Annotated in this window: 20 protein-coding genes; 8 read left to right on the forward strand and 12 right to left on the reverse strand. The window is 59.7% G+C overall.

All coding sequences use genetic code 11. The features are described from left to right. Nucleotides 1–89 precede the first annotated feature (89 nt). Nucleotides 90–1,214, reverse strand: a complete 1,125-nt coding sequence (locus JZ00_RS01725; protein WP_039592991.1) for a sugar diacid recognition domain-containing protein — start codon at nt 1,212–1,214, stop codon at nt 90–92. 190 nt (nt 1,215–1,404) lie between these two features. Here JZ00_RS01725 and JZ00_RS01730 point away from each other — a divergent pair, with 190 nt between their 5' ends. From JZ00_RS01730 to JZ00_RS01750, 5 genes are all read left to right on the forward strand, one after another. Continuing rightward, the gene (locus tag JZ00_RS01730; RefSeq protein WP_039592990.1) at nt 1,405–2,715 is read left to right on the forward strand and encodes an MFS transporter; all 1,311 of its coding nucleotides are present in this window, start codon (nt 1,405–1,407) and stop codon (nt 2,713–2,715) included. 107 nt (nt 2,716–2,822) lie between these two features. Further along, the gene (locus JZ00_RS01735; RefSeq protein ID WP_039592989.1) at nt 2,823–3,836 is read left to right on the forward strand and encodes an aldo/keto reductase; all 1,014 of its coding nucleotides are present in this window, start codon (nt 2,823–2,825) and stop codon (nt 3,834–3,836) included. A gap of 60 nt (nt 3,837–3,896) precedes the next feature. Then, nucleotides 3,897–4,781 (forward strand): EamA family transporter RarD, encoded by an 885-nt coding sequence (rarD, locus tag JZ00_RS01740; protein ID WP_039592988.1) that lies wholly within the window; start codon nt 3,897–3,899, stop codon nt 4,779–4,781. A gap of 165 nt (nt 4,782–4,946) precedes the next feature. Further along, nucleotides 4,947–8,369, forward strand: coding sequence for a hypothetical protein (locus JZ00_RS01745; RefSeq protein WP_152668387.1), 3,423 nt, complete (start codon nt 4,947–4,949; stop codon nt 8,367–8,369). 92 nt (nt 8,370–8,461) lie between these two features. After that, nucleotides 8,462–11,371, forward strand: coding sequence for a membrane-targeted effector domain-containing toxin (locus JZ00_RS01750; RefSeq protein ID WP_152668388.1), 2,910 nt, complete (start codon nt 8,462–8,464; stop codon nt 11,369–11,371). Between the two features lie 80 nt (nt 11,372–11,451). Here the strand turns inward: JZ00_RS01750 and hppD are convergent, their stop codons facing one another. Both hppD and JZ00_RS01760 read right to left on the reverse strand, forming a co-directional pair. Further along, on the reverse strand, nt 11,452–12,528 hold the full coding sequence (gene hppD / locus JZ00_RS01755) for a 4-hydroxyphenylpyruvate dioxygenase (RefSeq protein WP_039592985.1): 1,077 nt from the start codon (nt 12,526–12,528) through the stop codon (nt 11,452–11,454). A gap of 250 nt (nt 12,529–12,778) precedes the next feature. Next, nucleotides 12,779–13,723: a DMT family transporter gene (locus JZ00_RS01760; protein WP_039592984.1), complete on the reverse strand. Its 945-nt coding sequence runs from the start codon at nt 13,721–13,723 to the stop codon at nt 12,779–12,781. Nucleotides 13,724–13,810: 87 nt separating this feature from the next. Between JZ00_RS01760 and JZ00_RS01765 the strand changes: the two genes are divergently transcribed. Beyond that, the gene (locus JZ00_RS01765; protein ID WP_039592983.1) at nt 13,811–14,683 is read left to right on the forward strand and encodes a LysR family transcriptional regulator; all 873 of its coding nucleotides are present in this window, start codon (nt 13,811–13,813) and stop codon (nt 14,681–14,683) included. 317 nt (nt 14,684–15,000) lie between these two features. Beyond that, the gene (locus JZ00_RS01770; protein ID WP_039592982.1) at nt 15,001–15,366 is read left to right on the forward strand and encodes a histone-like nucleoid-structuring protein, MvaT/MvaU family; all 366 of its coding nucleotides are present in this window, start codon (nt 15,001–15,003) and stop codon (nt 15,364–15,366) included. 90 nt (nt 15,367–15,456) lie between these two features. Here JZ00_RS01770 and JZ00_RS01775 read toward each other — a convergent pair whose 3' ends face one another. Beyond that, nucleotides 15,457–15,987: a DUF4946 domain-containing protein gene (locus JZ00_RS01775; RefSeq protein WP_039592981.1), complete on the reverse strand. Its 531-nt coding sequence runs from the start codon at nt 15,985–15,987 to the stop codon at nt 15,457–15,459. Between the two features lie 75 nt (nt 15,988–16,062). Next, nucleotides 16,063–18,942, reverse strand: coding sequence for an acyltransferase domain-containing protein (locus tag JZ00_RS01780; protein WP_046508843.1), 2,880 nt, complete (start codon nt 18,940–18,942; stop codon nt 16,063–16,065). A gap of 306 nt (nt 18,943–19,248) precedes the next feature. On the opposite strand from JZ00_RS01780, the gene gloA reads away from it, so the two are divergent. After that, nucleotides 19,249–19,770: a lactoylglutathione lyase gene (gene gloA / locus JZ00_RS01785; protein ID WP_039592980.1), complete on the forward strand. Its 522-nt coding sequence runs from the start codon at nt 19,249–19,251 to the stop codon at nt 19,768–19,770. Between the two features lie 89 nt (nt 19,771–19,859). Here gloA and ahpF read toward each other — a convergent pair whose 3' ends face one another. The 7 genes from ahpF to JZ00_RS01820 all read right to left on the reverse strand — a co-directional run bounded on the left by ahpF (nt 19,860) and on the right by JZ00_RS01820 (nt 26,907). Then, nucleotides 19,860–21,422 (reverse strand): alkyl hydroperoxide reductase subunit F, encoded by a 1,563-nt coding sequence (gene ahpF / locus JZ00_RS01790; protein ID WP_039592979.1) that lies wholly within the window; start codon nt 21,420–21,422, stop codon nt 19,860–19,862. Between the two features lie 123 nt (nt 21,423–21,545). Next, complete coding sequence (gene ahpC, locus JZ00_RS01795) at nt 21,546–22,109, reverse strand: alkyl hydroperoxide reductase subunit C (protein WP_011061677.1); 564 nt, start codon at nt 22,107–22,109, stop codon at nt 21,546–21,548. Nucleotides 22,110–22,342: 233 nt separating this feature from the next. Next, a complete protein-coding gene (gorA, locus tag JZ00_RS01800) occupies nt 22,343–23,698 on the reverse strand; it encodes a glutathione-disulfide reductase (RefSeq protein WP_039592978.1) in 1,356 nt (451 codons plus the stop codon). A 323-nt stretch (nt 23,699–24,021) separates the two neighbouring features. Next, entirely contained in the window at nt 24,022–25,407 is a 1,386-nt protein-coding gene (locus tag JZ00_RS01805; protein WP_198723483.1) for a tripartite tricarboxylate transporter permease, read from the reverse strand. Next, on the reverse strand, nt 25,407–25,946 hold the full coding sequence (locus JZ00_RS01810) for a hypothetical protein (protein WP_232916745.1): 540 nt from the start codon (nt 25,944–25,946) through the stop codon (nt 25,407–25,409). Before JZ00_RS01810 ends, JZ00_RS01805 begins: the two co-directional genes overlap by 1 nt. Before the next feature lie 95 nt (nt 25,947–26,041). Beyond that, a complete protein-coding gene (locus tag JZ00_RS01815) occupies nt 26,042–26,449 on the reverse strand; it encodes a hotdog family protein (protein ID WP_039592976.1) in 408 nt (135 codons plus the stop codon). A 2-nt stretch (nt 26,450–26,451) separates the two neighbouring features. Next, on the reverse strand, nt 26,452–26,907 hold the full coding sequence (locus tag JZ00_RS01820; RefSeq protein ID WP_039592975.1) for an FAS1-like dehydratase domain-containing protein: 456 nt from the start codon (nt 26,905–26,907) through the stop codon (nt 26,452–26,454). Nucleotides 26,908–26,913: the final 6 nt, after the last annotated feature.

Genomic DNA, 26,913 nt, shown 5'->3' on the forward strand with positions numbered 1-26,913 from the left:
GCACAAAACTCCTTGGACATTATTGGTCAAACTCACAAAAATGGCGGTCCGGCATTGCCGGCCCCTTCGCGAGCAGGCTCGCGAAGGGTTCATGCCGGTAAATCTGGATCATGTGGCAACAATTGGACCCCCAGATACAACGCCAGCATCCCATCCAGCCTGAGCGGGTCGACGCCGCTGAGTTCGGCGATGCGCTCCATGCGATAGCGCAGGCTGTTGCGGTGGATGCCCAGGGCGTCTGCGCAAGCCTGGCTCTGGCCGTCGTGTTCGCACCAGCTTCGCAGCGTAGCGAGCAATTGGCCGTTGCTGTCCTTGGCGATCACTTTGCGCAAGGGGCTGAGCAGTTCATCGAGGGCGTCATCGCTGCGATGCCGCCAGAGCATCACAGGCAGACGGTAGCGATTGAGGATCAGCAAGCGCGATTGCGGCAGGACGTCACGACCATACGCCAGCAGGTCCGCCACCCGCCGGTAGCAACGGCGCAGGCCCGCCAAGCCTTCGGCCTGGCCGCCCACCGCCACTCGAAGGATGCTCCAGCCCAGGCCGTCGAGCTTGCCCAGCAGCCGCTCGTTCTCCACCGAGGCCGTGACCGGTCGGCACCAGAGCAACGACGATTTGGACGAAGTCAGGCACCAGCTGTCCGGGTAGCGTGACATCAGCCAGGCGCTCAGGGACTCGACGGTTTGCCCGGGGCCATGCTCCAGGCCCAATTCAAACAAACAAGGCACCCGTGACAGCTGTGGCTTGAGGCCCATTTGCCGAGCTTCATCGAGCAACCGTGGCGAATCCCCGGCATCACCCAGCAGCAACGCCAGCAGGTCATCGCAACGCTGGCGGCGCCATTGTTGCTCGGCCTGCTGGTTGCGTTGGCCGAGCAGCATTTCAGCGGTCATGCGCACCAGTTCGGCGTAGGTGCGCAACTGCGCGGGTTCGCCGGTGATGCCCAGCACGCCGATCAGCCGCTGGTCGAGCATCAACGGCAGGTTGATCCCCGGCTGCACGCCCTTGAGGTGCACGGCGGTGTGCTCGTCGATTTCCACTACCCGACCATTGGCGAGGACCAGTTGCGCACCCTCATGGCGGGTATTGATGCGCTCGCGCTCGCCGCTGCCGAGGATCAGGCCCTGGTTGTCCATGACGTTGACGTTATAGGGCAAGATCGTCATCGCCCGGTCGACGATGTCCTGCGCCAGGTCGTGATCGAGTTCGAACATGGGAGTTCCTTGCAAGCGGCATGATTGTTGTTTTGTGGTGCGTCGCCCGGAGGATTGGTCAGGCGCACAGGGTCGGCCTGCAAACCCTGTGCTCCGGCACAAAGACACGGGACCTTGGGCTGGCCGAGACTCAAGGGGCAGTCAACGTTACCCCTTGGCACGCCAAAATCATAATAAAGAGAGACCCGCCATGTCCCAGAGCGCAACAGCCCTCCTGGCTACCCCTGACGAAAAAAATACCGTCTACAAGCGCATCACCCTGCGCCTGATCCCCTTCATTTTCATCTGCTACTTGTTCAATTACCTGGACCGAGTGAACGTTGGCTTCGCCAAGTTGCAGATGCTCGACGCGTTGAAATTCAGCGAAACCGTATACGGCCTCGGCGCCGGGATCTTTTTCATCGGCTACGTGCTGTGCGGCGTGCCGAGCAACCTGGCCTTGACCAGGTTCGGGCCACGGCGCTGGATCGCCTTGATGATGATCACCTGGGGCACGCTGTCGACCTGCCTGTTGTTCGTGACCACGCCGACCCAGTTCTACACCTTGCGGCTGTTCACCGGCGCCGCTGAAGCCGGGTTCTTTCCTGGCGTCGTGCTGTACCTCTCGCAGTGGTTCCCGACGTTCCGCCGTGGTCGGATCATGGCGCTGTTCATGTCGGCGATTCCCGTATCCGGCCTGTTGGGCAGCCCGTTCTCCGGCTGGATTCTCAACCACTTCGCCGCCGGCCAGGGCGGCCTGTCGGGCTGGCAGTGGATGTTCCTGCTGCAAGGCGTTCCGACGGTGATCCTCGGAGCCCTGGCGTTCTTCCTGCTCAGCGACACCTTCGCCAAAGCCACCTGGCTGACCGATCATGAACGCGCGGTGCTCACCGCCGACCACGCCGAAGACCTGGCCAACAAGCCGAAAACCAGCACCGACTCCTTGGCGGCCGTGTTCAAGAACCCGGCGATCTGGGCCTTTGGCCTGGTGTACTTCTGCATCCAGAGCGGCGTATACGCCATCAATTTCTGGCTGCCGTCGATCATCAAGAACCTCGGTTTCAGCGATAACCTGGTGATCGGCTGGCTGAGTGCGATTCCGTATCTGCTGGCTGCGCTGTTCATGTTGCTGGTGGGCCGCTCGGCGGATCTGCACAAGGAGCGTCGCTGGCACCTGGTCGTGCCGATGTTGATGGGCGCGGTGGGCTTGCTGATCGCGGTCAATTTCGCCACCACCCCGGCCATTGCCATCCTTGGCCTGTCCATCGCCACCATGGGCGCCCTCACCGGCCTCCCGATGTTCTGGCCGGTGCCTACCGCCCTGCTCAGCGCCGGCGCGGCAGCCGGTGGGTTGGCGTTGATCAACTCCATGGGCCAGATGGCCGGTTTCCTCAGCCCCTACCTGGTGGGCTGGGTCAAGGACGCCACCGGCTCGACCGATGCGGCGTTGTATTTGCTGGCGGGCGTGATTGTCTGCGGCAGCCTGCTGGCGTTGCGCATGACCCGCACCCTGCGGGCCTGATCCCTGATCCCACAGTCGATTTCGCGGTGTTTGAGAAAAACGGTTGGATCCAGGCGGCGGTTCTGGTATTTGATTGAGCCTTTCCCCATGGATAAAAGGATCTTGTCATGAGCTACCGCACGCTAGGCCATTCCGGGTTGCAAGTCTCGACGTTGACCCTGGGCACCATGATGTTCGGCGAACAGACCAGCACCGAGGATTCGCTGCGGATCATCGACAAGGCCTGGGACCAGGGCATCAATTTCATCGACACCGCGGACGTCTACACCGGCGGTCGCTCCGAAGAAATCGTCGGCGAGGCGATTGCCAGTCGCCGCCACGAATGGGTGCTCGCCACCAAGGTCGGTTTCGGCCCGCCGGACGGCGTGCCCAACCGCAGCGGCCTGAGCCGCAAGCACCTGTTCAACGGCATCGAGGCCAGCCTGACGCGCCTGGGCACCGATTACCTGGACATCTATTACCTGCACCGCGAAGACCACAACACGCCGCTGCATGTCACCGTGTCGGCCATCGGCGACCTGATTCGCCAGGGCAAGATCCGCTACTGGGGCCTGTCGAACTATCGCGGCTGGCGCATCGCCGAGGTGATCCGCATTGCCGACAGCCTGGGCATCGACCGTCCGGTGATCAGCCAACCGCTGTACAACATCGTCAACCGCCAGGCGGAAACCGAGCAGATCACCGCTGCGCAGAACTACGGCCTCGGCGTGGTGCCGTTCAGCCCCCTGGCCCGAGGCGTGCTCAGTGGCAAGTACGCGCCGGACGTGGCACCGGACGCCAACAGCCGTGCCGGACGCCAGGACAAGCGCATCCTGGAAACCGAATGGCGGGTCGAATCCCTGCGCATTGCCCAGCAGATCCTGCAATACACCCAGGATCGGGGCGTGGGCATCGTCGAGTTCGCCATCGCCTGGGTGCTGAACAACAGCGCCGTGACCTCGGCCATCGTCGGGCCGCGCACCGAGGAACAATGGGATGCGTACACCAAGGCGCAGGCGGTGAAAATCACCGCGCAAGATGAAGCGTTCATCGATTCGCTGGTCACGCCGGGGCATGCGTCGACGCCGGGCTTCAACGATGTGAGTCACTTCGTGCCGGGGCGCGTGCCACGTACGTCGTAACCTACACCGATTCCTGACAGAAACCATTGTGTTGAGCTGAATGTCCTCAAGAGAATCACCTTGTCCAAAGGCATCGCTTTATCCGTCGCGGCATCCGTCCTGTTCGCCGTCATGTATTACTACACCTCGCTGCTCACGCCACTGACCGGCCTGGAGATTTTCGGTTGGCGCATGCTGTTGACGATGCCGTGCATGACCGCGTTCATGATGATCTCCCGCGAATGGAAACTGGTCTCGGACCTGGTCGCACGCCTGGTCGCCGCACCACGCCTGCTGCTCGGGGCGATCGTGTCATCGGCACTGATGGGCGCGCAGTTGTGGCTGTTCATGTGGGCACCGCTCAACGGCTACAGCCTGGACGTATCATTGGGGTACTTCCTGTTGCCGCTGTCGATGGTCCTGACCGGGCGCATCGTTTATGGCGAACGCCTGTCCCGCCTACAGAAAATCGCCGTGCTCTTCGCCACCCTCGGTGTGCTCAACGAGCTCTACCGGGTGGGCGGTCTTTCCTGGGCGACCTGGCTCGTGGTCATCGGCTACCCGATCTACTTCATCCTGCGTAAACGCCTGCGTACCGACAACCTGGGCGGCCTCTGGCTGGACATGACGTTGATGCTGCCATTGGCGCTCTGGTTCGTACAAAGCGGAGAACAGGGTTTCGGCGTTTTCAATCAACACCCCTGGCTGTCGCTGCTGATCCCGCTGCTCGGCGTCATCAGCGCCTCGGCACTGGTGGCCTATATCGTCGCCAGCCGCCTGCTGCCGTTCAGCCTCTTCGGATTGTTGAGCTACGTGGAGCCAGTATTGCTACTGGGTGTTGCACTGCTGCTGGGCGAAAGCATCCAGGCCGAAGAATGGCTGACCTACATTCCCATCTGGCTGGCCGTGACTGTACTGGTGCTGGAAGGGTTCAAGCACCTGGTGCGGCAACGACGCATAGCCTGACGGGCCATTTGCATCAAGACACATTTCAGCTGAACCGCAGAGGCCGGCGCGGTTTACCATGCGCGCACGAATGTCAGGAGGACGTTCGACAGGACTTCACGATAAAGGGAATTATCGATGTCACTCTCTTCAGGAAAGGAATCCGCCCAGCACGAGGTGAAGCGGATGACCTCCGTACTGGTCACCGATCTCGCCTCGACCCGGGCTGCGACGTCGGCCCAGCCTCGGCCCAGGTCTGCTCCCGTGTCATCGGAGCAGCTTCGGACGCTGGACAGGCGTCTTGGACCGGTAAAAATCGGTGAACTGAGGGTCAGCCGTGCCGAGCTTCATCGCATGGGTGCGCGGCTCGACGACTTTGGCACTGGGACTGAATCACCGCCCTTGTTGCAGCCGGACGGGGCGCTGGTCGACACCCTCCAGTTCGACCCGCTTAAAGTCGAGCAGCACATCAAGGCCCAGCCTTCGGCCGATGCTCCGGATGCCACTTTGTTGCTCTACGAATTGGCGTCCGTTCGATCACCCGGCACGCCGCCGATTTTTGACACAGCGCCGGGCCACATCCCCAGTACGTCGATGATCCAGCTCGACAAACTGCTCAAGACACTGCGCGCCGCAGAAGCGAAAAAAACCCTGCCGGTTCCGCCTGGCATGCCGAAGTGGGTCAATAAGCTGAAGTCCAATAGCGTGATCACCGCCGGCCTGGGCATGCAAGCGTATGGAATCTATGGAGGCGTGCTAGGGATCCGTGACGGTCTGCAAAAAGGCAATTTTGCTGAAGCCGGGATCAGCGCTGGGGAAATTGGCGGCGAAGCGACGTCGATGTTCGTCGAGCGCGGGCTCACGCAAACCGGGAAAATGCTGGTTCAGAACAAGGAGATGCTGCGCCAGACGCTACGCAACGGCGACAAAGTGTTGAAGGGTTTCCTGGCCACCTCGCAAGGCGTATGGCTGATTCGCGGCGCGGGGCTGATGGCCGCCGTCCTCACGCTGCCTTTCGATATCTACCTGGCTATCAAAGCCTTGGACGCTGCGGTCCACACCACGGGCAAGCAGGCGATGGATCACTATGTCAACGCTGGCTTCAGCCTGGCGAGTGCCGGCCTCTCGGTGGCGATCGGCGTCGCAGCGCTGGCTGGCTTCAGTTCTGCCGGTCCACTGGGATTGCTCGCGTGCGCCACACTGATCCTGGGCGCCCGGATTTATGGTGCGGTTCGCCAAGTGGACGATATCGACGATTACATCGAACTCAGCGTCAATGAGCGCTGGCGCTCGGGCTGGTTTGCGTTCACGGGGCAGGATCTGGACGCCAGCGTACTGGAACGCTATCAGGTCGAACATACGCGAGCCAGCTATGCCAAGGCCTTGAAGGAACAAGCGCAGAAGCTGCTGGACGGGGAAATGAAATCCAGCATAGGCGCCATCGTCAGTGGCCGATTCGACGTCGAGATGCAACCGGTCAAGCATTGGAAATTCTATTGGAAAGACGGCGAGGAACCCTATCAGGCGATCAATACGCCCACCGTGGTGGACAGCGGCGATGTGATCTACGCCGCCAATGGCTTGGATAAAGTGCCTGGGCTCAGCGTCGGCGAACCGGGGAAAAACAAAGGCATTTACTGGCAACTGGGAGGCGGTGACGACCAGGTCTTCGGCGTGCAGGACAAATCCAATTATTTCAGTTTCACCACCGGTAAAAAGAACCTGACGGGGGGCGGTGAAAACGACGCGTTTATCTTCCAGGTCAACGAAACCCTCAAGGCACCCACCACGGCCGCCATGAATGCGTTACATGGCGGCGCCGGTATAGACACGGTGTCCTTGCAGGGACAGGTCGCGCCGTTGAACACCTTGACCTACATCGGTCACGAGGTCGATCTGCGCCAGGGAATTTCCCTTTTGAAGTCCCTCGACGACACCGCGCCGGTCTACTACGCAACGATGACCGATATCGAAAACGTCGAGACAGTGCCCGGCGGTTGCAGTCGGGTCCTGGGCAGCCGGGAGGCCAACACGATCACGCTCAACGGCGCCGATGACACCGCCACCGGTCGACAGGGCGACGATGTGTTTCGCCTTATGGGCAACAACAGCCGAGTCGATGGCGGCCAGGGCAAGGATCGCTATTTCGTGGCGCTCAATGGCGGCGAAGTGGTCATCCGCGAAGATGGCCTGGAACTGAGCGTCATCGAGCTGGATTGTCCCATGGAAGCGATTGCGCACTGGCAGGTCCAAGGCACGTCGCTGAACGTAACGATGCTTCGCGGTGCCGACGGCTACGACATGCCCCGGCAAGTCAGCATCATCGATGTCTATAAGTCGGTTGATGCTCACCGCGAGCTACGCAATGACGCTGTGTTATTCATCACGCGGGACGGTTTTACCCTCAAGCCGGATCTGCCAGGCAAGCTGGAATCGATCCACGATCACGCAATCGAAGTGGTTGTGCTGGAACACGGCGTATCGCCAACCGCTGCAACCCTCTTCAATGGCGGCGCCGGGGTTCTACCACACTCCCCCCTCGCGAATTTTTTCATCCCAAGGGGATGTAACGATCCGGTTTTCGAGATCCAGGAACAGCAGGATAAAACCACCACCACGCTGTACCTGGACTATGACAGCGCTGAGCTCCGGAGCGTGCGCGCCCAGTATCACGTAACCCGTCGGGACATCGGTCAGTTCAGCTACCTGACCTACAGCGACATGAGCCTGACGTTGCAGTTCGTGGGCCACACTCGGTTAACCCTGAAGCATTGGTTAAAGAACGGCGCAGGTGCGCCAACGAACGTAGCGGGCGTGCTCATGTCTGCCGGCGTGACACTGGTGCATTCAATCATCCTGGTGATGCGCGATGGCATTTCCTACAGGGTTCGCGAACCGCAGATGTCCTATCTCGATGACCATCGGCAACCCGGCAAACGATGGGTCGACGGGCGCCATGCCCTACGCGAGCGAAATGGCCATTATCTTTTCCACCGCTGCGCGGACGAAGTCATACGGTTAGCCGGTAAACCACAGAAAATCACAGTGCCGGAACGCCGACACAAAGGCATCTATGTGCTGGAAGGCAATGCCAGCGCCTACGAAATTCACCCCAGCCCCGGGGCAACTCTGCGCCTGTCCACGACGGGTGAGACTCAGTCGTCAGCCTGGACTGTGTACACCGACACGTTATCCCACGACTTGGACTACGCCGATCTGCGTGTTGGCGAAAGCTCGATTGTGATTGGCGATGTGCTGCTGCTCTTCGAACAGGCCCACGCCCCTGGCCAACCCAAGGAGAGCGTGCAGGTAGTGCTCCGATCCGGTAATCGCTATCTGATTGACTTCGATGGGGCAAAGGCAAGGCTGCTGAGCATGGATATTCGGCGCCCCACCCTGATCCCGCACATTCTGCGGGAGATCCAGGCACACCAGGCGGATGATCGCCTGGCAACCACCTTCCTGAGCATCGAAGGCATTCGCCTCCTCGACGATACGCCCGGAGCGATCTTCTACGACACCCTGGAACAACGGTGGATAGTCGACGGTGACGACACCCGTCAGGTGCTCAGCTCGGATCTGACCATCGCCCCGGCTCGGGGTCATTGAAAGAAACCCGCCGGTAACACCTTCTGAAAAAACAGCCGCAGCGTCTCCAGGACGCTTGCGGCGTTCATTACCGTGTATCAAGGACGAACAAAATGGCTCCAAAAAAACCCATCCGCCCAAGGGAAACGGGCACACCAAGACCCGATGCTGACATCAGCCTGCCGACGACTCCGCGTCTTCCCGAGTCCGGAAGGTTGCCCAACGCTGCGGACATCTCGCGCCCATCCACGTCGCCATCGGAACCGGGCAGCCCTGCCGCCCGCCCTCCCGAGAACACGCAACAACCCACAGTCTCAGTCACCGACACTTCAACCAGCACGCCCATGATTGCGCGTGCGTTGGAACAATCGTTGGCCAGCTACGCAGTCGATCCGCCCTACGGATTGTCGCTACCTGGCGGCAACGGGATAAGAATCGAGGGCGTTGCAATGTACGTCGACCTGGAGGGTGGCAAGGTCGCCAGCGTGGCCTACGACCCGGTCTTGGGCGCGTATTGCGCGAGGAGCCCGAAAGACTCGCAGCCCTCCGGTCCTGCGCTCTACAGGCCCGAAGGCGAAATGTACTGGCGCGAAAACACCTTCGCCACGAGACTGCGTCCGTATCAATTGTCCTCCGAACACCGAGCCAGTTTCGACCGGCGAAGCGAGGCACTGATCAGCACCGATATTCGTTCCAGCGAGGCGACGTTGAGGCCTCTCTACTCAGCCCAACTGACGAAGTTGAGCAACGACGCCGAGGTGTTCTACGGTGCCGTCACGCCACCGCCTCGCCCTCTCATTCCTCTCCTGGCCGGCGTAGCCACTCTTCCGAGGCTTGTCGAGACGGTTCTGGCAGCGTCCCAAGGCGTGATACTGACCGAAAATTACGTCAGCACCAGTAGCAAGATGCAATTGATGGACAACATGTCGGCACTGGCCGCAAGCGGGGTCACCACGCTGTACCTGGATCGCTTGAGAATCGACATCGATCAGATCGCCCTGGATCATTTGTTCAGGACCGGCGAAGTGAGCAACAGCCTGGGGCAACGTCTGAAACACCTGGATGTCAATGTCGATGCTGCGTATCCAACCCCCTACACCTATGAAGGTTTGATCATCGCGGCGCAAGAAAATGGCATACGCCTCAGGGGCCTGGATTGTGCAGCCAGGTATCGGCAGGCACTGCTCGGTGGCGAATATCACGGCCATTCCACGTATCACGCCAACCAAGTCATCATGGCCGATCGGCTCAGTCACCCCGGGGGCAAATGGATCGCGTTGATAGATGCTCCCTTGGAGCGTCAACTGAACTCGCCCGCCTATGAGCGGCAGCATGTTGGATGGGGGGTAAACATACGCAGCAATCGTCCCGACCTGGCACAACTTCAGGGCGTCCTGAGTATTCGTATCGAGGATATCCCGGGGGGCCCCGCGATTCGCATAACGCAGGAGTCGCCGCTCTCTACCGCAGAGCTGAGCCTGGAGGTAGGTGGGCAAGGACTGAGGCCCTATGAATTATCCAGGCGATACCGAAATGACTTTGAAACGATCATCCGACGCCCACAGCTCCCTGCAGATCCCTTTGGCATCCATCAGCAAGTCCACTTTGCCGAGAACCTGGATCGCAGGCGCGCACGCCGGGAACACAGTCGACGCGAATGGGATATTGTCGACGCCAGCCAACGGTTCTTCGATCGTCATCCATTACCTCCCAGGCCCCCTGCACCAACACTCCCGCCCTACAGTCCGGTCTCCGATATTGTCGAGAGTGTCTATCGCCAGTCCAACGGGTTGGTATTGGGAGCCGCCTATAACGCTATCGGCGCAAGAATGCTGCTGATCGACAATCTGCCGGCGCTGGCGAGACAACAGGTGAAGACGCTTTACCTGGAGAACTTGGTGACCGAGTACGATCAACCGCTGCTGACGTCGTTCGCCTCCAGCGGGGTAATGTCCGAGAAGTTGCGGGCTAACCTTCGTCGCCAGGATGAGCTTCAAGGCGTGGATCCGCTAAGTACCCATGCCTTGGAGAACCTGGTAACCATCGCCCGCCAGCATGGCATCAGGGTGCGCGCGCTCGACACGTCAGCCAGCTATCAGGATGACCTCAGGGTGTATTTCCCGCTGCGCCCGAACCGTTTCAAATTCATTGCCCATACCATCATCGAGGGTGTTCAGGTTCAGCAGGGTGCCCATAAATGGGTGGCCCTGGTTGGCAGCGAGCACGCCAATACCGTTCGAAACGTTCCGGGACTTGCAGAACTGGAAGGGGTCATCGGGATTCGCGTAGTCGATGTTGGCGGCCAACCTGACCGGGTAATGCCCGATGCCGGTGAAATCATTTCGAATCGCTTGCCTATCCTGCAGCAAGCCGCAACCACTCATCTTGTCCCGCCCTCCCACCAATTCGTGAAATCGGATTTGCTGTTGGAGGTCAATGTCAGCACCCAAGCGATACAACGACCGATCGCCAGTCCCGGCAATCTGCTGCATCGGCCCAAGGAATTCCTGATTGAACGGTCGGCGGGAGGCTTTGTGCTTTACGTTAGGCTCGATGGCACTGAGGCGAAAAGAATCCCGGTGCAAATGGACAACGACAAGTTTTTTATCAGAGCCCCGTTCAGCTCGCTGGAGATGGTGCATGCGGTGCGGTTCAACAGCCTCGATAGGCTTGTGTGGGCACTGCAAAGCAGTGGCATGAGGCAAGTGCCCGGGACCACGGCCATCCCCGCTTCGCCTCATCGCCTCGTCGATCAATTCCCACTGCTGACCCGGCCCGGACAGTACATCGTCAGTTATCGGCCCCAGGGAATCGAGCTCTACCACAGATCCAAGGACGGCGAAGTAAAACGAACAAAGGTCAATGAGATAGAGGACAAGCTGTATATCAACAACCAGAGCTGGGGCATGAGCATCGAGAATAAGTTCAAGAACATGGCGGAGCTGACGGCTCATTTGGAGCGCAGGTTTAACATGACTCTTGTGCAGACGTTTGATATGGGCGTGCCTCAACTCCCCTTGTAAGCGTGCAGTAGCAGCGTCAACCAGAACATGAAAAAGCCCGCCTGGCATCGCTGCCGGGCGGGCTTTTTTAGCTTTAGGGTTTACTCGGTCGCGAGCACACCACGACGTACCTGATCACGCTCGATCGACTCGAACAGTGCCTTGAAGTTGCCTTCGCCGAAACCATCGTCGCCCTTGCGCTGGATGAATTCGAAGAACACCGGGCCCATCAAGGTTTCCGAGAAGATTTGCAGCAGCAGGCGCTTGTCGCCTTGCTCGGACGCACCGTCCAGCAGAATGCCCCGCGATTGCAATTCACCCACCGGTTCACCGTGGTTCGGCAGGCGGCCTTCGAGCATCTCGTAGTAGGTGTCCGGTGGCGCGGTCATGAAGCGCATGCCGATTTTCTTCAACTGGTCCCAGGTCTTGATCAGGTCGTCGGTGAGGAACGCCACGTGCTGGATGCCTTCGCCGTTGAACTGCATCAGGAACTCTTCGATCTGCCCGGCGCCCTTGGACGATTCTTCGTTCAACGGGATGCGGATCATGCCATCCGGAGCGGTCATCGCCTTGGACGTCAGGCCGGTGTATTCGCCCTTGATGTCGAAGTAGCGAATTTCACGGAAGTTGAACAGCTTCTCGTAGAAATTCGCCCAGTAGGCCATGCGCCCGCGATACACGTTGTGGGTCAAGTGATCGATAATCTTCAGGCCCGCGCCCGCCGGATTGCGGTCGATGCCTTCAAGGAACACGAAGTCGATGTCGTAGATCGAACTGCCTTCGCCGAAACGGTCGATCAGGTACAGCGGCGCACCGCCGATGCCCTTGATCGCCGGCAGGTTCAGCTCCATAGGGCCGGTCTCGATGTGGATCGGCTGGGCGCCGAGTTCCAGGGCGCGCTTGTAGGCTTTTTGCGAGTCCTTGACCCGGAACGCCATGCCGCACACCGACGGGCCGTGCTCGGCGGCGAAGTAGGACGCCACGCTATGGGGTTCATTGTTGAGGATCAGGTTGATCGCGCCCTGGCGATACAGGTGCACGTCCTTGGAGCGGTGGGTGGCCACTTTGGTGAAGCCCATGATCTCGAAGATCGGCTCCAGGGTATTGGGCGTAGGGGACGCGAATTCGATGAATTCAAAGCCCATCAGGCCCATCGGGTTTTCGTATAGATCTGCCATGTCGGCGCCTCATCATGCTTATCAATTAACAAGAAACGTTAGTTGCCAGTGATGCTGAGGGCGCACGGCGGCGCGCAGGAAATACCGCGGACGCTGCGGGCGAGGAAATCGCCATAGATCAGTTGAAACCCAAGTATCTTCATTGTCGACCCAAGGCTATTGCGGGCGAGGCTTCTGCTGCCAGAAGACGTTATTCTTATATGCGTAAATCGATTCTACACAGCGTAACCGTATTTGTCCGCCTCGGGTATCAAATCGCCTTTTCCGCCGGCCGCGCAAGGGGTTTGTTGCACAGGAAAATCCCCATCAGGATCAGCCCCCCGCCCACGCCCATCAGCGCCGTGAGCCGTTCGTCCAATAGCAAGGCGCCCAACAACACCGCCGTGAGCGGATTGAGCGCGATGAACACGCCGGACCGGGTCGCGCCCATCCGCCGGATGCCGTCATACCAGGCGATGTAGGCCAGGGCCGAGCCCAGCACGCCTAGGTATAGCAGGCTCAGCCATTGTCGACTGTCCAGCGAGGCCAGCGCCGCGAAGCGAATATCCCCGCCCGCTGCACACGCTCCCCAGAGCATCAGCGTGCCCAGCAGGATCGACCAGGTCACCGTCTGCAACGGGCCAAGGCTCTCATTCAGGCTTCTGGAAAACAGCGAATAAATACCCCAGCCCAGCACACAGCCGAAAATCAGCATGTCGCCTATCCAGCCGTGTTCCGCTGTTTGTAGCAGGGTTGGGTCTCGACTGACGATCACCAAGCCTGCCCCGCCGAGACACAAGACAATGCCAGCCACCTTCAGGCGTCCCAGCCGTTCCTTGAAGAGCCACCACGAAGCCAGCCCGATCACCGCCGGGTTCAACGCCACGATCAACGAGGCCCGCGATGCGCTGATGTATTGCAAGCCATAAAAGAAGCAGAGGTTGTAGAAGAAAATGCCGAAGAAACCGAGCACCACCAGTTGAGCACCCTGTTTCAGGCTGGGCCTTGCCAGGGAAATGCGCGCCAGGCCGAGAAACCCCAGCAGCGCGATACTCGCCAACAGGAAACGTACGCTGGCGGCCAGCATCGGCGCCAGGGCATCGGATAGGATCCGCCCGGCCACGAAGGTCCCGCCCCAGATCATCGTGACCATGGCAAGTTTCAAATAGACCGGAACGTCGGATGGCGCGGCAACAGTGTGTTCAAGGGGCTTCATGATTCACCGAACTAGGGGCTTACTGGATCAGGGCAGATAGGTCATCATCCAGCTCATGCCTTCTCATCGTAAAATGAGTATTTGCTCATGACCCTTACCCAACTCGAGATCTTCTCGCTGGTCGCCGAGCTGCGTGGTTTCACGGCAGCCGCGACACGGTTGGGTATTGGACAGTCAGCGGTGTCGCACGCGATCAAATCCCTGGAACAAGAACTCGGCGTCGAGCTGTTCAGGCGTCATCAAACCGTGGTGGAGCCCAGCGACATCGGCCAGCAACTGCTGCTGCGGGCCCGAGCCATGCTCGGATTGGCCAACACCCTGCGCCAGGAAGCCGCAGACGCCCGCGGCATGCGTCGCGGAACCTTGCGCATCGGCTCGTTCGGCCCGACATCGTCGATGAAGCTGTTGCCGGCGATCCTGGAACGCTTCAGTGCATTGCATCCAGGGATCGAAGTGCATGTCGACGAGGGCCCGGACCGCCAGGTGCTCCAGTGGTTGGATGAACGGCGAATCGACGTCGGTTTCGTGGTTTTGCCGGAGGAGCGCTTCGATACGTTCGCGCTGGTGGAAGACCAGATGGTCGCCCTGCTCCCCGCTGCCCACTCGCTCGCCGACCAGACCTGCGTAAAGCTCAGGGACTTGTGCGATGACCCGTTCATCCTCACTGAGGCTGGGTCGTCGGAACTGGTCTGGCGCTTGTTCAATGCAGCACGCCTTGCACCGAACGTACGTTATCGCTGCTCGCAACTGCTCAGTACACTCGACATCGTCGCGCGTGGCGACGCGGTGAGCGTGGTTTCCGAAGGCTCGCTACCTCTGGTCCAGCACCCTGGGTTCGTTGTTCGCCCCCTGTCGCCACCCGTCCCACGGCAGATCGGCCTGGCCGTGCTCGATAGCCGCCAAGCCTCGCCGGCAACCCTGGCGTTTATCGAGCTGGCCCAGGCAGTCCGGTCGATTTAAGTCACGCTTAACTTTTCTACAAGCCTTCTATTTGCCCGCTACAGTAGCGGGCAAGATTTCATTACGCCATCTAGTACTCTTAACAGCCAATTTCCGTCGCCAAGCGCTTGACGTCGTCCCGCCGACTGATGGAAAAAGGCAACTGTTGTTACATAACGAAAAAGTTACGATTTACACTTTTCGGATTAACTACTACAATTTTTTCTGCCTGACCCGATAGCAGGAGAGTCATTAGTCACCGAGTCGCTACAAGGCGCCTGGCTTATAGCTTTGTTTGCGGTTGGTATCAGCCATTTATTTTGATTGGAGTACTTATATTGTCCAGACTCGCTGAATTTCGCAAAGCCGAAAAGGCCCTTCAAGAGCAGCTCGCGCAGCTGGAAGCTTTGAAGAATGATGCCGGGCTCAAGAAAGAAATCGAATTCGAAGAAAAGCTCCAAGGGCTGATGAAAACCTACGGCAAGGGCCTGCGTGACATCATCGCGATCCTCGACCCAAGTCCTTCCAAGTCAGGTCTGCCGTCGGCCAAGACTCCAAAAACCCGCCGCGCCCGGGTCGTCAAGGTCTACCAGAACCCGCACACGGGTGAACTGATCGAGACCAAGGGCGGCAACCATCGCGGCCTGAAAGCGTGGAAGGAACAATACGGCGCGAGCACCGTCGATTCCTGGCTGCGTGGTTGATCGCACTACTATGCAAAAAGCCCTGGCTTGCACCAGGGCTTTTTTATGCCCGAACTTTAAGGCTAATCCAAAAGTATTATGCTGAAAGCCTTATAGTTTCAGGCTATTTCGTACCGACTGTATTTCATCCTGGCTTTCTACGAATACCTGCGCCTGCCCCGCATAGGACAACACGTAGGCATTGCCCTCGTTAAGTGCCGCGACAAGGGTCTGCGACAATACATGTCGGCCGTTCTGCGTAATCGTGCAAGTGGTTTCCAACGCGCTTGCGCCACCCAACACCGAAGCATGAATCTTATTGCAGACACTTTGATAGCCGCCCTGGAAAAAATCCTTTTGTATGGACTTTCTCATTTCCAGCAGCACGCCTTGCAAGTTGACGAGATGGTCGGGCTCGACGGGTGACGCGGTTAACTCCATCACCATCACGGCATTGCCCGAAGCATCATTCTTGGTGGCGCGCTGCCGGCTGGGGCCTTTGGCTGGGACCGGTGCGTCGGCAGGCAGCGATTCGATGATCCACCCCTGAGGCCAGGTAACCTGCGGTTCGGCGGCCCCCGCGTCGACGCTCGATGCGACGGTAAACAGCAGGACGAACAGCGAAGGAAGCGGTCGAAACATTGCGTTGCACTCAAGGACTGATCGTGAAGTCTGAAGCATCATGTCAACGAGAGCTACACCGGATCGATCAAACATTCATTGAGGTGCCCCCCGAGGGCGGGAACCCGTCGTCCAGTGCAGGGCACTGGCCAAAGCCTCTGCAGAATCCATGTCGTCTCCGATGGGAGCCTGCGTTGCATCCTTCGGGTAACCGAATGCTGCGATCCATTGCGGTGCGTGTTGCGCCAGTTGGTCGCACAGCACCGTTATCTTGCCTTCCAACTGACGGTACATTTCCAGCCCAAGCAATCCTTCGCTTATGAACCAAGCGGCATGCTGCTCGATACGTTCGAGCACAAACAGAGTGGTCAAATCCCCCAGCATTTTTTCCACTTGAGGTTGGGTAACGACCGCCAAGGCCTGCAGCGCACTTTCAAGAAACAGACGCAAACCATGCGCCTCGCCCACGGCCCGGGCGCCGACCAATAACGGATTCCACACCTGCATTGGGTCGCAGCCCCGTACTTCAGCGGCTTCGACGTCCGCCTTGAGACGGCTGATCAACCGGTATTCGCGTGTGCGAAACAAGAATAACCAATATTCGGGCTCCAATAATCGAGCACTCCCGGAAAATACCGGGGGCACGTCGAGAGGTAACGTACTTAAGCTTTTGGCGGTGTCCAGTACGATAAGCAAATTATTGCCGCCGGCGTCATTGAATACGTGGGCCAGCCCCTCGTATTCCATGAAACGATTCAAGGTCAGATCACCCGCTACACCGCAACGAAGCCTACACTCGCTGATCACTTGCTCGACCGCCCAGGTACACAATGCCTTGCTCAGCGCCAACGATCGGTTCGCGCTGGACCACGGCGCCCAGGTCAAGGCCGAGGCATCGGCGGTGCGTCGCGTGGTCCGCTCGCGCACTCTTTGCATCCAACCTTCAACTTCATGATTGACCTGGCAGGTGGTGACGTAAGTGGTCGCCAAGGCAGCGAACAGCGCGCGACGTTGGGTACTGTAGCTCAGCAAACTGACATCGGCGCCAATACGCGCCATCGTGGAACGGCGTAAAGAATGACTCAGGGCCAGCCCGACACTGGCACGGGCCACCGCACACATGGCTATTGCCGCCATGGCCCAGACATGCGCAGGTGCCACTAGCGTACGGACGAGCCGCTCGTCCGGATGGGAGAGCGGATCATGCAAGACGCCTTGTTCATCGATGGAGGCTGTGCCGGACAACCAAGCGCAATAGGGTAGATGCACATGATCGAATCTCGCCAATCCATAATCGAAGGGAACCAGGGGGATTTCTGCCGGGGAAGACAACCGCACGCCCGGACGAGGGCCTCGATGATCGCTGATATCGAAGGCAAAAGGATAGACACCGCAGTCCCGGCCATCCATTTTCAAGCGTGCGCACACGACGCCGATCTTGGGCTGGTCACTGATCCCCACATTGGTAAATTTAAGCGCACCGTTATCCGGGGTATGCAAGGTGAAGGACCTACTCGCGGGATCAAAGACAGCCTCGGTACGATTGGCAATCTGACTGTTACTGCCACCGATTTCGGTGATCATGTAGGCGCTGACTTTCTCGCCGGACTCCAACGCTTGGCGCAGGCGGATGGCGCCCGGGTTGTCCTGCTCGAACTCGATCAACGTGCCGACACAAAGCCCGTATTGGATGGCAAAGGCGATAAACAAAGACGGATCGCCCACCCCCAGCGCTTGCGAAAGCGCCAGCATCAGGCCGGGCTCATCGAACAATCGGGTATTGGCGGGCAGCGCTTTGATCAGCGCTCGCAGTCGCGCATAGGTGCCTCGGTGCAGTTCCAGATTCGCCAAACCGATACGATGGGAGAGATCCAGGCCTGCAAGAATCTGCGCTGCCTGCATGCTCGTTTCATTCGAAACAGCCCCTTCAATGGCTTCGACTAGGCCGCGGATTGTCCGATCCGTCAGCGGATCGTCGGCCCCAGCCCGGAACTCCAGTTCGGAGAACAAAACCATCAGCTCAGCAGCATCCTGTACCAACGGGGCGTATGCCTGCGCCAGAGGTAATGTGGCGTACACACACCGTGACAAACCACCACCGATGCCGAGATCGACAAACACCGTTTGCGCGTCCGAGTTGATGTCCTGAAGTGCCTGCAATAGATGAGCCGGTTTGATAACGCAATCAGCGAGCCCGCGCGGCAGGTCATCCTTGTCGTGGTACATCCTGCGCGCGACGCAGGAATACAGGGGAACCCGTATAGAACCTGGTGAAAGTGCGCGCAGTTGTGCAAGGAAACGCTCCGCCACTGACACCTGGCCTGGATGATGAGACGCATAAGGTGCATCCAGCCTCAGGATCTTTGGGCCATCAGGGGCTTGTTTCATCAGCGCCTCGATGGCCTTGTTGGGACCGCTGACGAGGCATTGACGAGGCGCATTGACGCACGCCAACACCAGGTCCGGCCGCCTCACTGTTTCCAATAAGGTCAAAGTCTCCCGCTCAGAACCTACGACCAGAACCATGGTCCCTTCGCCTTCCTGGTCTTGGAAGGCGTTGTTCAATGCACAAACGGCCCGTGCGCCATCCGCCAACGTAAGCGCACCGGCGCAGACCATCGCTGCAATTTCCCCCAGGCTTTGCGCAATGATCACGCGAGGACACACACCAAATAGCTCCAGGACCTCTGCCAGCGCTACCGAAGCGGCAAAAGCTGCCATCTGCGGAACACCCACCGGCAGTCCGCCCTTGTGGTCCGGGTCGAGCAGAACCTGTCGGATCAGGCCCGACGCTATAGGTCGACGTTGCTCGATATGATTCAATGCGTCATCTATCGCGCCCAGGACCTCCTCTATCCGTTGCGCAACTTGTGGGCTGGTGCCGTGGAGCGTCGCCAAGCCACCTCTCGGATCAGATCCTTGGCCGGGGAATATGAAAATAGCGTTATCGCGCAGTGACACCAACGGGGAAGACATCAGAAACTCTCCAGCCACACAGCTCGGATCGTATGGCTCGCATTCGTGACGCTCGAGAGAATCGGGGTGAAAGGAATGCAAGCGCAGCGGATGGAACGACCGATCGATTTGCCGGGTTCAGAATAAGAAGATTTTCAAGCCGAACAACTGTTACTTCCGACAGTGAATCGATAAACCTGCGGTTTGGCGATGCCCCGCCCCTTGCGTATCATGGACGCACCTGCAAGGAAGCCGTCCAGCGCAAGCCCAGGACCGTCGCGGCACCGCTGCGGCGTCGTTTGCCCCACTTAATTTTCCGGAGGGCCCATGAGCCTGCAAGAACTCAACACGTTTCCTGGCGTCACCGCCCAACCCGATGCCGCCACGGCAAAGTTCGTCTTCAACCACACGATGCTACGGGTCAAGGACATTACCAAGTCCCTTGATTTCTACACCCGCGTGCTGGGTTTTTCCCTGGTGGAAAAACGCGATTTCCCTGAAGCCGAGTTCAGCCTGTATTTCCTCGCGCTGGTGGACAAGGGCCAAATCCCTGCGGACGCAGCGGCGCGGACCGAGTGGATGAAATCGATCCCCGGCATCCTGGAACTGACCCACAACCATGGCACCGAAAACGACCCGGCGTTTGCCTACCACAATGGCAACACCGACCCGCGCGGTTTCGGTCACATCTGCATCTCGGTACCGGACGTCGTCGCCGCCTGCGAGCGCTTCGAAGCGCTGGGCTGCGATTTCCAGAAGCGCCTGAGCGACGGTCGGATGAAAAGCCTGGCGTTCATCAAGGACCCGGACGGCTATTGGGTTGAAATCATTCAGCCTGCTCCGCTGTAAACCGCATCACCCTCCCACGGGGAACGCGCGATCAAAAAAAACCCCATGGGCCAGGGCCCATGGGGTTTTGTTTTTTCAGCGACTGGCGATCAGGCCGGTGCGGAGGTGCGGATCAGGTGATCGAAGGCGCTCAACGAGGCCTTGGCACCCTCGCCCACGGCGATCACGATCTGCTTGTACGGCACGGTGGTGACGTCACCGGCAGCGAACACGCCAGGGATCGAGGTTTCGCCACGGGCATCGACGATGATCTCGCCGCGCGGTGACAGCTCTACGGTGCCCTTGAGCCAATCGGTGTTGGGCAACAGGCCGATCTGCACGAAGATCCCTTCCAGCGCCACGTCGCGCACTTCACCGCTCGGACGGTCCTTGTAGCGCAGGCCGTTGACCTTCTGACCGTCACCCGTCACTTCAGTGGTCTGGGCATGGGTGATCACCGTCACATTCGGCAGGCTGTGCAGTTTGCGTTGCAACACCGCGTCGGCCCGCAATTGCACGTCGAACTCCAGCAGCGTGACGTGGGACACGATACCTGCCAGGTCGATGGCCGCCTCGACGCCGGAGTTACCGCCGCCGATCACCGCCACGCGCTTGCCTTTGAACAGCGGACCATCGCAGTGCGGGCAGTACGCCACGCCCTTGTTGCGGTATTGCTGCTCGCCCGGCACGTTCATTTCGCGCCAGCGTGCACCGGTCGCCAGGATCACGGTCTTGGCCTTGAGGCTCGCGCCGCTGGCGAACTTGATTTCATGCAGCCCACCATCCGTGCCAGGCACCAGGGCGTCGGCGCGTTGCAGGTTCATGATGTCCACGTCGTACTGCTTGACGTGCTCTTCCAGGGCAACGGCCAGTTTCGGGCCTTCGGTTTCCTGGACCGAGATAAAGTTCTCGATCGCCATGGTGTCGAGCACCTGGCCACCGAAACGCTCGGCCGCCACACCGGTGCGGATGCCTTTGCGGGCCGCATAGATGGCCGCCGAAGCACCGGCCGGGCCACCGCCGACCACCAACACATCAAAGGCATCCTTGGCGCTGATCTTCTCGGCCTGGCGTTCGATGCCGCTGGTGTCGATCTTGGCGAGGATTTCTTCCAGGCCCATGCGGCCCTGGCCGAAGTTCACACCGTTCAAGTAGATGCTTGGCACGGCCATGATCTGGCGTTCATCGACTTCGGCCTGGAACAGCGCGCCGTCGATGGCGACATGCTTGATGTTCGGGTTCAGCACCGCCATCAGGTTCAGCGCCTGGACCACGTCCGGGCAGTTCTGGCACGACAGCGAGAAATATGTCTCGAAGTTGAACTCGCCCTTGAGCGAGCGGATCTGTTCGATCACGTCGACACTGGCCTTCGAAGGGTGGCCACCGACTTGCAGCAGGGCCAGTACCAACGAAGTGAATTCATGGCCCATGGGAATACCGGCGAAACGCAGGCTGATGTCCGCTCCCGGGCGGTTCAACGAGAACGAGGGCTTGCGCGCATCGGTGCCGTTGTCGAGCAAGGTAATCTGGTTGGAAAGACTGGCAACGTCTTTGAGTAACGCGAGCATTTCCTGGGATTTCGCACCGTCGTCGAGGGATGCAACGATCTCGATCGGCTGGGTGACCCGTTCCAGGTATGACTTCAACTGAGCTTTAAGATTGGCGTCCAACATACGGGCGATTTCCATGTTTGAATTTCAGAAAAAACAACGCCCGAGCGAATCTCGCCCGGGCGTTTTTTGGGGCGAAGCGGCTTACTTGATCAAGAGCGAATCGCCCTCTGGTAACGCACTGGTTTAGATCTTGCCGACCAAGTCCAGGGACGGAGCCAGGGTGGCCTCGCCTTCTTTCCACTTGGCTGGGCAGACTTCGCCTGGGTGAGCAGCAACATACTGGGCAGCCTTGATCTTGCGCAGCAGCTCGGAAGCGTCACGGCCTACACCGCCGTCGTTGATTTCAACGATCTTGATCTGGCCTTCAGGGTTGATCACGAAAGTACCGCGGTCAGCCAGGCCAGCTTCTTCGATCAGCACGTCGAAGTTGCGAGAAATGGCCAGGGTCGGGTCGCCGATCATGGTGTACTGGATCTTGCCGATGGCTGGCGAAGTGTTGTGCCAGGCAGCGTGGGCGAAGTGAGTGTCGGTGGAAACGCTGTAGATCTCGACGCCCAGCTTCTGGAACTCGGCGTAGTTGTCAGCCAGGTCTTCCAGCTCGGTTGGGCAAACGAAGGTGAAGTCAGCCGGATAGAAGAACACGACAGACCACTTGCCTTTCAGGTCAGCGTCCGACACTTCGACGAAAGCGCCGTTTTTGAACGCGGTGGCTTTGAACGGTTTAACTTGGCTGTTGATGATAGGCATCGTTGACTCTCCGTCAGGGGTTGTGAAGTTGATGGGATGAATCTTAGCCACTCATTTCGCCGTTGGCTCATTGCCAAAGCTCATGTCAATGATTGGTTTTGACTATCAGGAATCTATATAGATAGAAGAAATCTGTGGAGGCTGCCGAAGGCGGCGATCGGTTGATCGTGGCAGTTGCCTGACAGTTCACAGGGCTGGATCAATGGATCACAGCCCCATGGACGGAGGGGTAATCAGGCGGTAGGCGTACGCATGGTGACGAATTCTTCGGCGGCGGTCGGGTGCACACCGATGGTTTCATCGAAATCGCGCTTGGTGGCGCCCGCCTTGAGGGCGATCGCCAGGCCCTGGACAATTTCCCCGGCGTCCGGCCCGACCATGTGGCAACCCAGCACCTTGTCGGTCCTGGCATCGACCACCAACTTCATCAAGGTCCGTTCCTGGCAGTCAGTGAGGGTCAGCTTCATCGGCCGGAAACGGCTTTCGAAAATCTGCACTTCGTGGCCCTCTTCCCGAGCCTGTTCTTCCGTCAGGCCAACCGTGCCGATGTTCGGCAGGCTGAACACCGCCGTGGGAATCATCCGGTAGTCCACCAGGCGATACTGCTCGGGCTTGAACAAGCGCCGCGCCACCGCCATGCCTTCGGCCAGTGCGACAGGCGTGAGCTGCACACGGCCGATCACGTCGCCAATGGCCAGGATCGATGGTTCGGCAGTCTCGTATTCCTTATTGACCTGAACGAAGCCTTTTTCGTCCAGCGTCACGCCGGTGTTCTCCAGGCCCAGGTTGTCCAGCATCGGGCGCCGGCCGGTGGCATAGAACACGCAATCGGTGGACAGCGTACGACCGTCCTTGAGCGTCACCTTCAGGCTGCCGTCAGTTTCCTTGTCGATGCGCTGGATGTCTGCGTTGAATTGCAGGTCCAGGCCACGACGCTGCAGCTCTTCGGCCAGGTGCTTGCGCACCGCGCCGTCGAAGCCACGCAGGAACAAGTCACCGCGATAGAGCAAGGATGTTTGCGCGCCCATGCCATGGAAAATCCCGGCGAACTCCACCGCAATGTAGCCGCCCCCCACCACCAGCATGCGCTTGGGCAGCGTCTTGAGAAAGAACGCCTCGTTGGAGCTGATGGCGTGCTCGCGCCCCGGGATGTCCGGGATCACCGGCCAGCCACCGGTGGCGATCATGATGTGCCGGGCGGTGTGGCGCTCGCCATTGATCTCCACTTCGTGAGGATTGGTGATCCTGGCGTGTCCTTCATGCAACGTCACGCCACTGTTGACCAGCAGGTTGCGGTAGATGCCGTTGAGGCGATTGATCTCGCGATCTTTGTTGGCGATCAGCGTGGCCCAGTCGAAACTCACATCGCCCGCCGTCCAGCCATAGGCCGATGCCTGCTCGAAGTCTTCGGCGTAATGCGCGCCGTAGACCAGCAGTTTTTTCGGCACACAACCGACGTTAACGCACGTACCGCCCAGGTAGCGGCTCTCCGCCACGGCCACCTTGGCCCCGAAACCGGCGGCAAACCGCGCCGCCCGCACACCACCGGAACCGGCGCCAATCACATACAAGTCAAAATCGTAGGCCATTTTCTATCTCCTTCGGCAGGTTGTCAGCATACCTGCTGTTTTCACCTGAGGCAGCGTTGCGATGGTTATGGGGATGGAAAACGCAAAAGCCAGCCGCCGCGGAACAACCCGCAATGGGTCGGTCCGCTCCAGCGGGGCACAATCCCGTCAGGGGCTAGCGGGTCAATGGATCGAGACAGGGTAGCTGATGATCAGCCGGTTCTCGTCGAACGCCAGAAAAGCTGTTCATTGTTATTATTTCGTTTGATGGGCAGCAGCAGATCGTTGCGGATCTGCTGCACCCTGGATGGTTCAAGTCAGGAAAGCTTGATGACGCGCAGGCGCTAGCTTCCTGCCAGCGCGACGATCGCCGGTACGCTGAGCACCGCCGTGTAGTAGGCCATGAACTGCACGCCGATGTTGAAGCCCAGGAAACGCGCCAGAAATCCTCCCAACAGGCCGATCGTGAGAATCACCATCAGGCCCAGCAGCCCGCCCTCCCAGATACCGATCACCAGTACCAGGCCGATGAAAGTTGCGATGACCGCCTCATGACTGATCCGGCGTGCCACGAACGCCGCCGCGCCATGGGCGAAGTTCATGGTGAACGGATACGCCACCAGGATCGCCACGATCACCGCGAGCATGCCGTAGCCCAGGAACTCCCAGGTGTTGAGCAAATTGTGCAGGTTATTGATCTCACCGGTGGCGTTGTCCACCCAGAACCGCGGGGGCGCATTGAACAAGGGCGCGGCCGGGCCCGCAGCGACCGGGCTCAGCGGCAGTCCGAAGGCCATCAGCGGGATAAGGGTTTCGGCGATGTAGGTCGATTCGGTAACGCCGTTTCGCGCGGTGATCACGGTGGTCAGGCGGTCATAGGCGTGCTTGATCCGTGAGCCGATGATCTCGCCCATTATCACCGTCATGGCCACCGGACTGAACACGAACGTGGCGCTCGATACGCTGGCCGCCATGGCCGTCACGCGAGTCTGACGCGGGTTGATGATCTTCAATGGGTTGGGAAAATAGCCGCTCCAGCCCTTCACATCGGGGGCCAGGGAAAACACTCGGTAGTCGTCGCGCCGCATGCGTTGCCGTTCGGCCGGCGCCAGCAGGGAAAACAGCGAGGCGATCAGGGGCGCGACGGCAATGCCGAGGAAGTAACTCACCGAAAGCTTCACCCCGTATTGCCCGGTCAGCGCCTGCAAGGCCACGATCACCATGACGAATGGCACCAGGGCCAGCACCGCCGCCCAGCGGCCCGCCGAGAAATAAGCGATGGTCAGTGCCGCGCAGAGAAACACCCAGGGCGCAAATTGCTTGATGACCTCACCGAACGGCGCCAGCAGCACTGCGAACAGCACCGACAAGGGCACGGCAATCAAAGCCGCCACCGCCGCCCCGGAGATCATCTTGCGCAAGGCAATATGGGGTACGCCGAGTTTGCGCAGGTAGTTCGCGTCCGCCAGCAACGCGGTCGCCGCAGTATCGCCGGGGATGCCGAGCAATGCGGTCGGCACCGCGTGGGTCATGTGCTTGGCCACCGCCCCCGCCAGGAAAAAAGTCAGGACACCGGCAGGCGGTGCGCCAAGTAGCACCACCAGCAGGGTCAAGGGCGCCAGGGTGGTGGTTTCATCCGTGCCCGAGACCAGGCCAATGGCGGCGAACACCACCGCTCCCAACAGTCCCAGAGCGAACGCAACCATGATTTCGTAGAGTAAGGCGTCCATCAGCCGCGCCCTCCACTCAGGCTGACCGCTGCGCCGGCGCTCGGCGCCACGCTGGCATTGACCGGGCGAGCCTCTTCCTCACAGGCCTGGGCTTGGCGAAACAATTCATACAGTTGCAGTTCCTTCAGCTCAGCGGTGACCTCGGGTGAAAGATCTTCCAGGCGCCCCAAGCTGCCGTACTCCTTCAGCAGATCCGCCACCACTTGCTCGCGGAAACCCTGGTCGGCCTGGTGTTCGAGCACCTCGCGCTTGGGCTTGAAAAAAAACGCGCTGATGGCGCCGCCGGCCAAGCAACCAAGGATCCCGACAAGCATGGCGTAGGCCCTGGCCATCTGCGCGGATTCCACCAGGCTGTGCATCAACAGCTTGGCGGCAAAATAAGCCCCGAGGCTGACCACCGCGCCGATAGCGATGGAGATCGCCAGGTCGCGGACGTCGATGGTGTCGCCCCAGACTTCGTAGAGGTTCTGTCTTGCTGGACCGCCCTCTCCCAAGGAGGGTTCGGCCGCCAAGGCTGGCGTTGAATGGTCGTGTTGCATGGTGTCCTCCGGCCCTTGCGGGCTTTTGTTTTTATCGAGGAATAGACCGTCCCGGTCAATGGCCGGTGACGGGTAAAGGGTCAATCCGGTACAGGTCAATCGGCCTGGGGCCGACGTACCGTGGCGCGGCCCAGGGTGGTCACTTGCTCATGTTGGTTAATGATCTCCAGCGACAGCAGGATGAGGTTGTGTTCGATACCTTCGACTTTGCCCCGGGCCTGGAGCACATCGCCGACGTAGGCCGGTCGTCGGTTGCTGTATTCGAATGCCAGTAGCTCATCGTCCTCCTCCATCCACTCATAGACCTGTTGGGTCAGCCAATCGCCTTGCAGCGGTCCGTCCACCAGCAGCGCCGGATGGTCTTCGCATTCCCGGGCGTAGGCCAGGTCATAGTGGATCCGATGCGGGTTCCAGATCGCCGCGTTGTAAAGGAACAGTTGTACCGTACCCGGTGCATAACGCTGCGATGGCAGCAACTGGCCGACTTCGATTGTCTTGGGCATGCTTACCTCGCGATCCGGGTCAGGCGTTCGGTCACGAGGAGCAACCCCGCTTCGCTTTCGAAGCGATTTTCGAACACCAGGAAAATCAATGGACCTTGCGCGCCCTCTTTCTCGTAGATATCGACCAGCGTCTGCCGGCACACCAGTACATCGCCAGCATTAATCCGCCGGTGGACCTGGTACTGGCAACCGCCGGCCATGATGCGTTTGAGCGGCAGCTCGGGGACCAGCGGGTTGTCCGGCTGCCGGCCGTCGTCGAGCAACTGGTCCAGGGGCAGTACCGGCATCAACACGCCGAACAGAAACATCAACGGCGCCTCGTCCCCATTCAGGAAACGGGCCTGGCGCTGTCCGGTGGCCACCGCGTACTTGCGGATGTCACTGCGGCAGACCTCAAACCGCACGGGCGGCAGGGCAGCACCGATGCAGCTTCTGATCGACTCGGTGATCAAGCTCATGGACGG

Origin of the sequence: Pseudomonas frederiksbergensis, assembly GCF_000802155.2 — a bacterium.
Taxonomy (GTDB): domain Bacteria; phylum Pseudomonadota; class Gammaproteobacteria; order Pseudomonadales; family Pseudomonadaceae; genus Aquipseudomonas; species Aquipseudomonas frederiksbergensis_A.

Excerpts from the sequence above, each read along its gene's own strand:
- JZ00_RS01725 (WP_039592991.1), bottom strand. The coding sequence starts at position 1,214 with ATGTTCGAACTCGATCACGACCTGGCGCAGGACATCGTCGACCGGGCG.
- JZ00_RS01730 (WP_039592990.1), top strand. The coding sequence starts at position 1,405 with ATGTCCCAGAGCGCAACAGCCCTCCTGGCTACCCCTGACGAAAAAAAT.
- JZ00_RS01735 (WP_039592989.1), top strand. The coding sequence starts at position 2,823 with ATGAGCTACCGCACGCTAGGCCATTCCGGGTTGCAAGTCTCGACGTTG.
- JZ00_RS01745 (WP_152668387.1), top strand. The coding sequence starts at position 4,947 with ATGACCTCCGTACTGGTCACCGATCTCGCCTCGACCCGGGCTGCGACG.
- JZ00_RS01750 (WP_152668388.1), top strand. The coding sequence starts at position 8,462 with ATGGCTCCAAAAAAACCCATCCGCCCAAGGGAAACGGGCACACCAAGA.
- hppD (WP_039592985.1), bottom strand. The coding sequence starts at position 12,528 with ATGGCAGATCTATACGAAAACCCGATGGGCCTGATGGGCTTTGAATTC.
- JZ00_RS01760 (WP_039592984.1), bottom strand. The coding sequence starts at position 13,723 with ATGAAGCCCCTTGAACACACTGTTGCCGCGCCATCCGACGTTCCGGTC.
- JZ00_RS01765 (WP_039592983.1), top strand. The coding sequence starts at position 13,811 with ATGACCCTTACCCAACTCGAGATCTTCTCGCTGGTCGCCGAGCTGCGT.
- JZ00_RS01775 (WP_039592981.1), bottom strand. The coding sequence starts at position 15,987 with ATGTTTCGACCGCTTCCTTCGCTGTTCGTCCTGCTGTTTACCGTCGCA.
- JZ00_RS01780 (WP_046508843.1), bottom strand. The coding sequence starts at position 18,942 with ATGTCTTCCCCGTTGGTGTCACTGCGCGATAACGCTATTTTCATATTC.
- gloA (WP_039592980.1), top strand. The coding sequence starts at position 19,249 with ATGAGCCTGCAAGAACTCAACACGTTTCCTGGCGTCACCGCCCAACCC.
- ahpF (WP_039592979.1), bottom strand. The coding sequence starts at position 21,422 with ATGTTGGACGCCAATCTTAAAGCTCAGTTGAAGTCATACCTGGAACGG.
- ahpC (WP_011061677.1), bottom strand. The coding sequence starts at position 22,109 with ATGCCTATCATCAACAGCCAAGTTAAACCGTTCAAAGCCACCGCGTTC.
- gorA (WP_039592978.1), bottom strand. The coding sequence starts at position 23,698 with ATGGCCTACGATTTTGACTTGTATGTGATTGGCGCCGGTTCCGGTGGT.
- JZ00_RS01805 (WP_198723483.1), bottom strand. The coding sequence starts at position 25,407 with ATGGACGCCTTACTCTACGAAATCATGGTTGCGTTCGCTCTGGGACTG.
- JZ00_RS01810 (WP_232916745.1), bottom strand. The coding sequence starts at position 25,946 with ATGCAACACGACCATTCAACGCCAGCCTTGGCGGCCGAACCCTCCTTG.
- JZ00_RS01815 (WP_039592976.1), bottom strand. The coding sequence starts at position 26,449 with ATGCCCAAGACAATCGAAGTCGGCCAGTTGCTGCCATCGCAGCGTTAT.
- JZ00_RS01820 (WP_039592975.1), bottom strand. The coding sequence starts at position 26,907 with ATGAGCTTGATCACCGAGTCGATCAGAAGCTGCATCGGTGCTGCCCTG.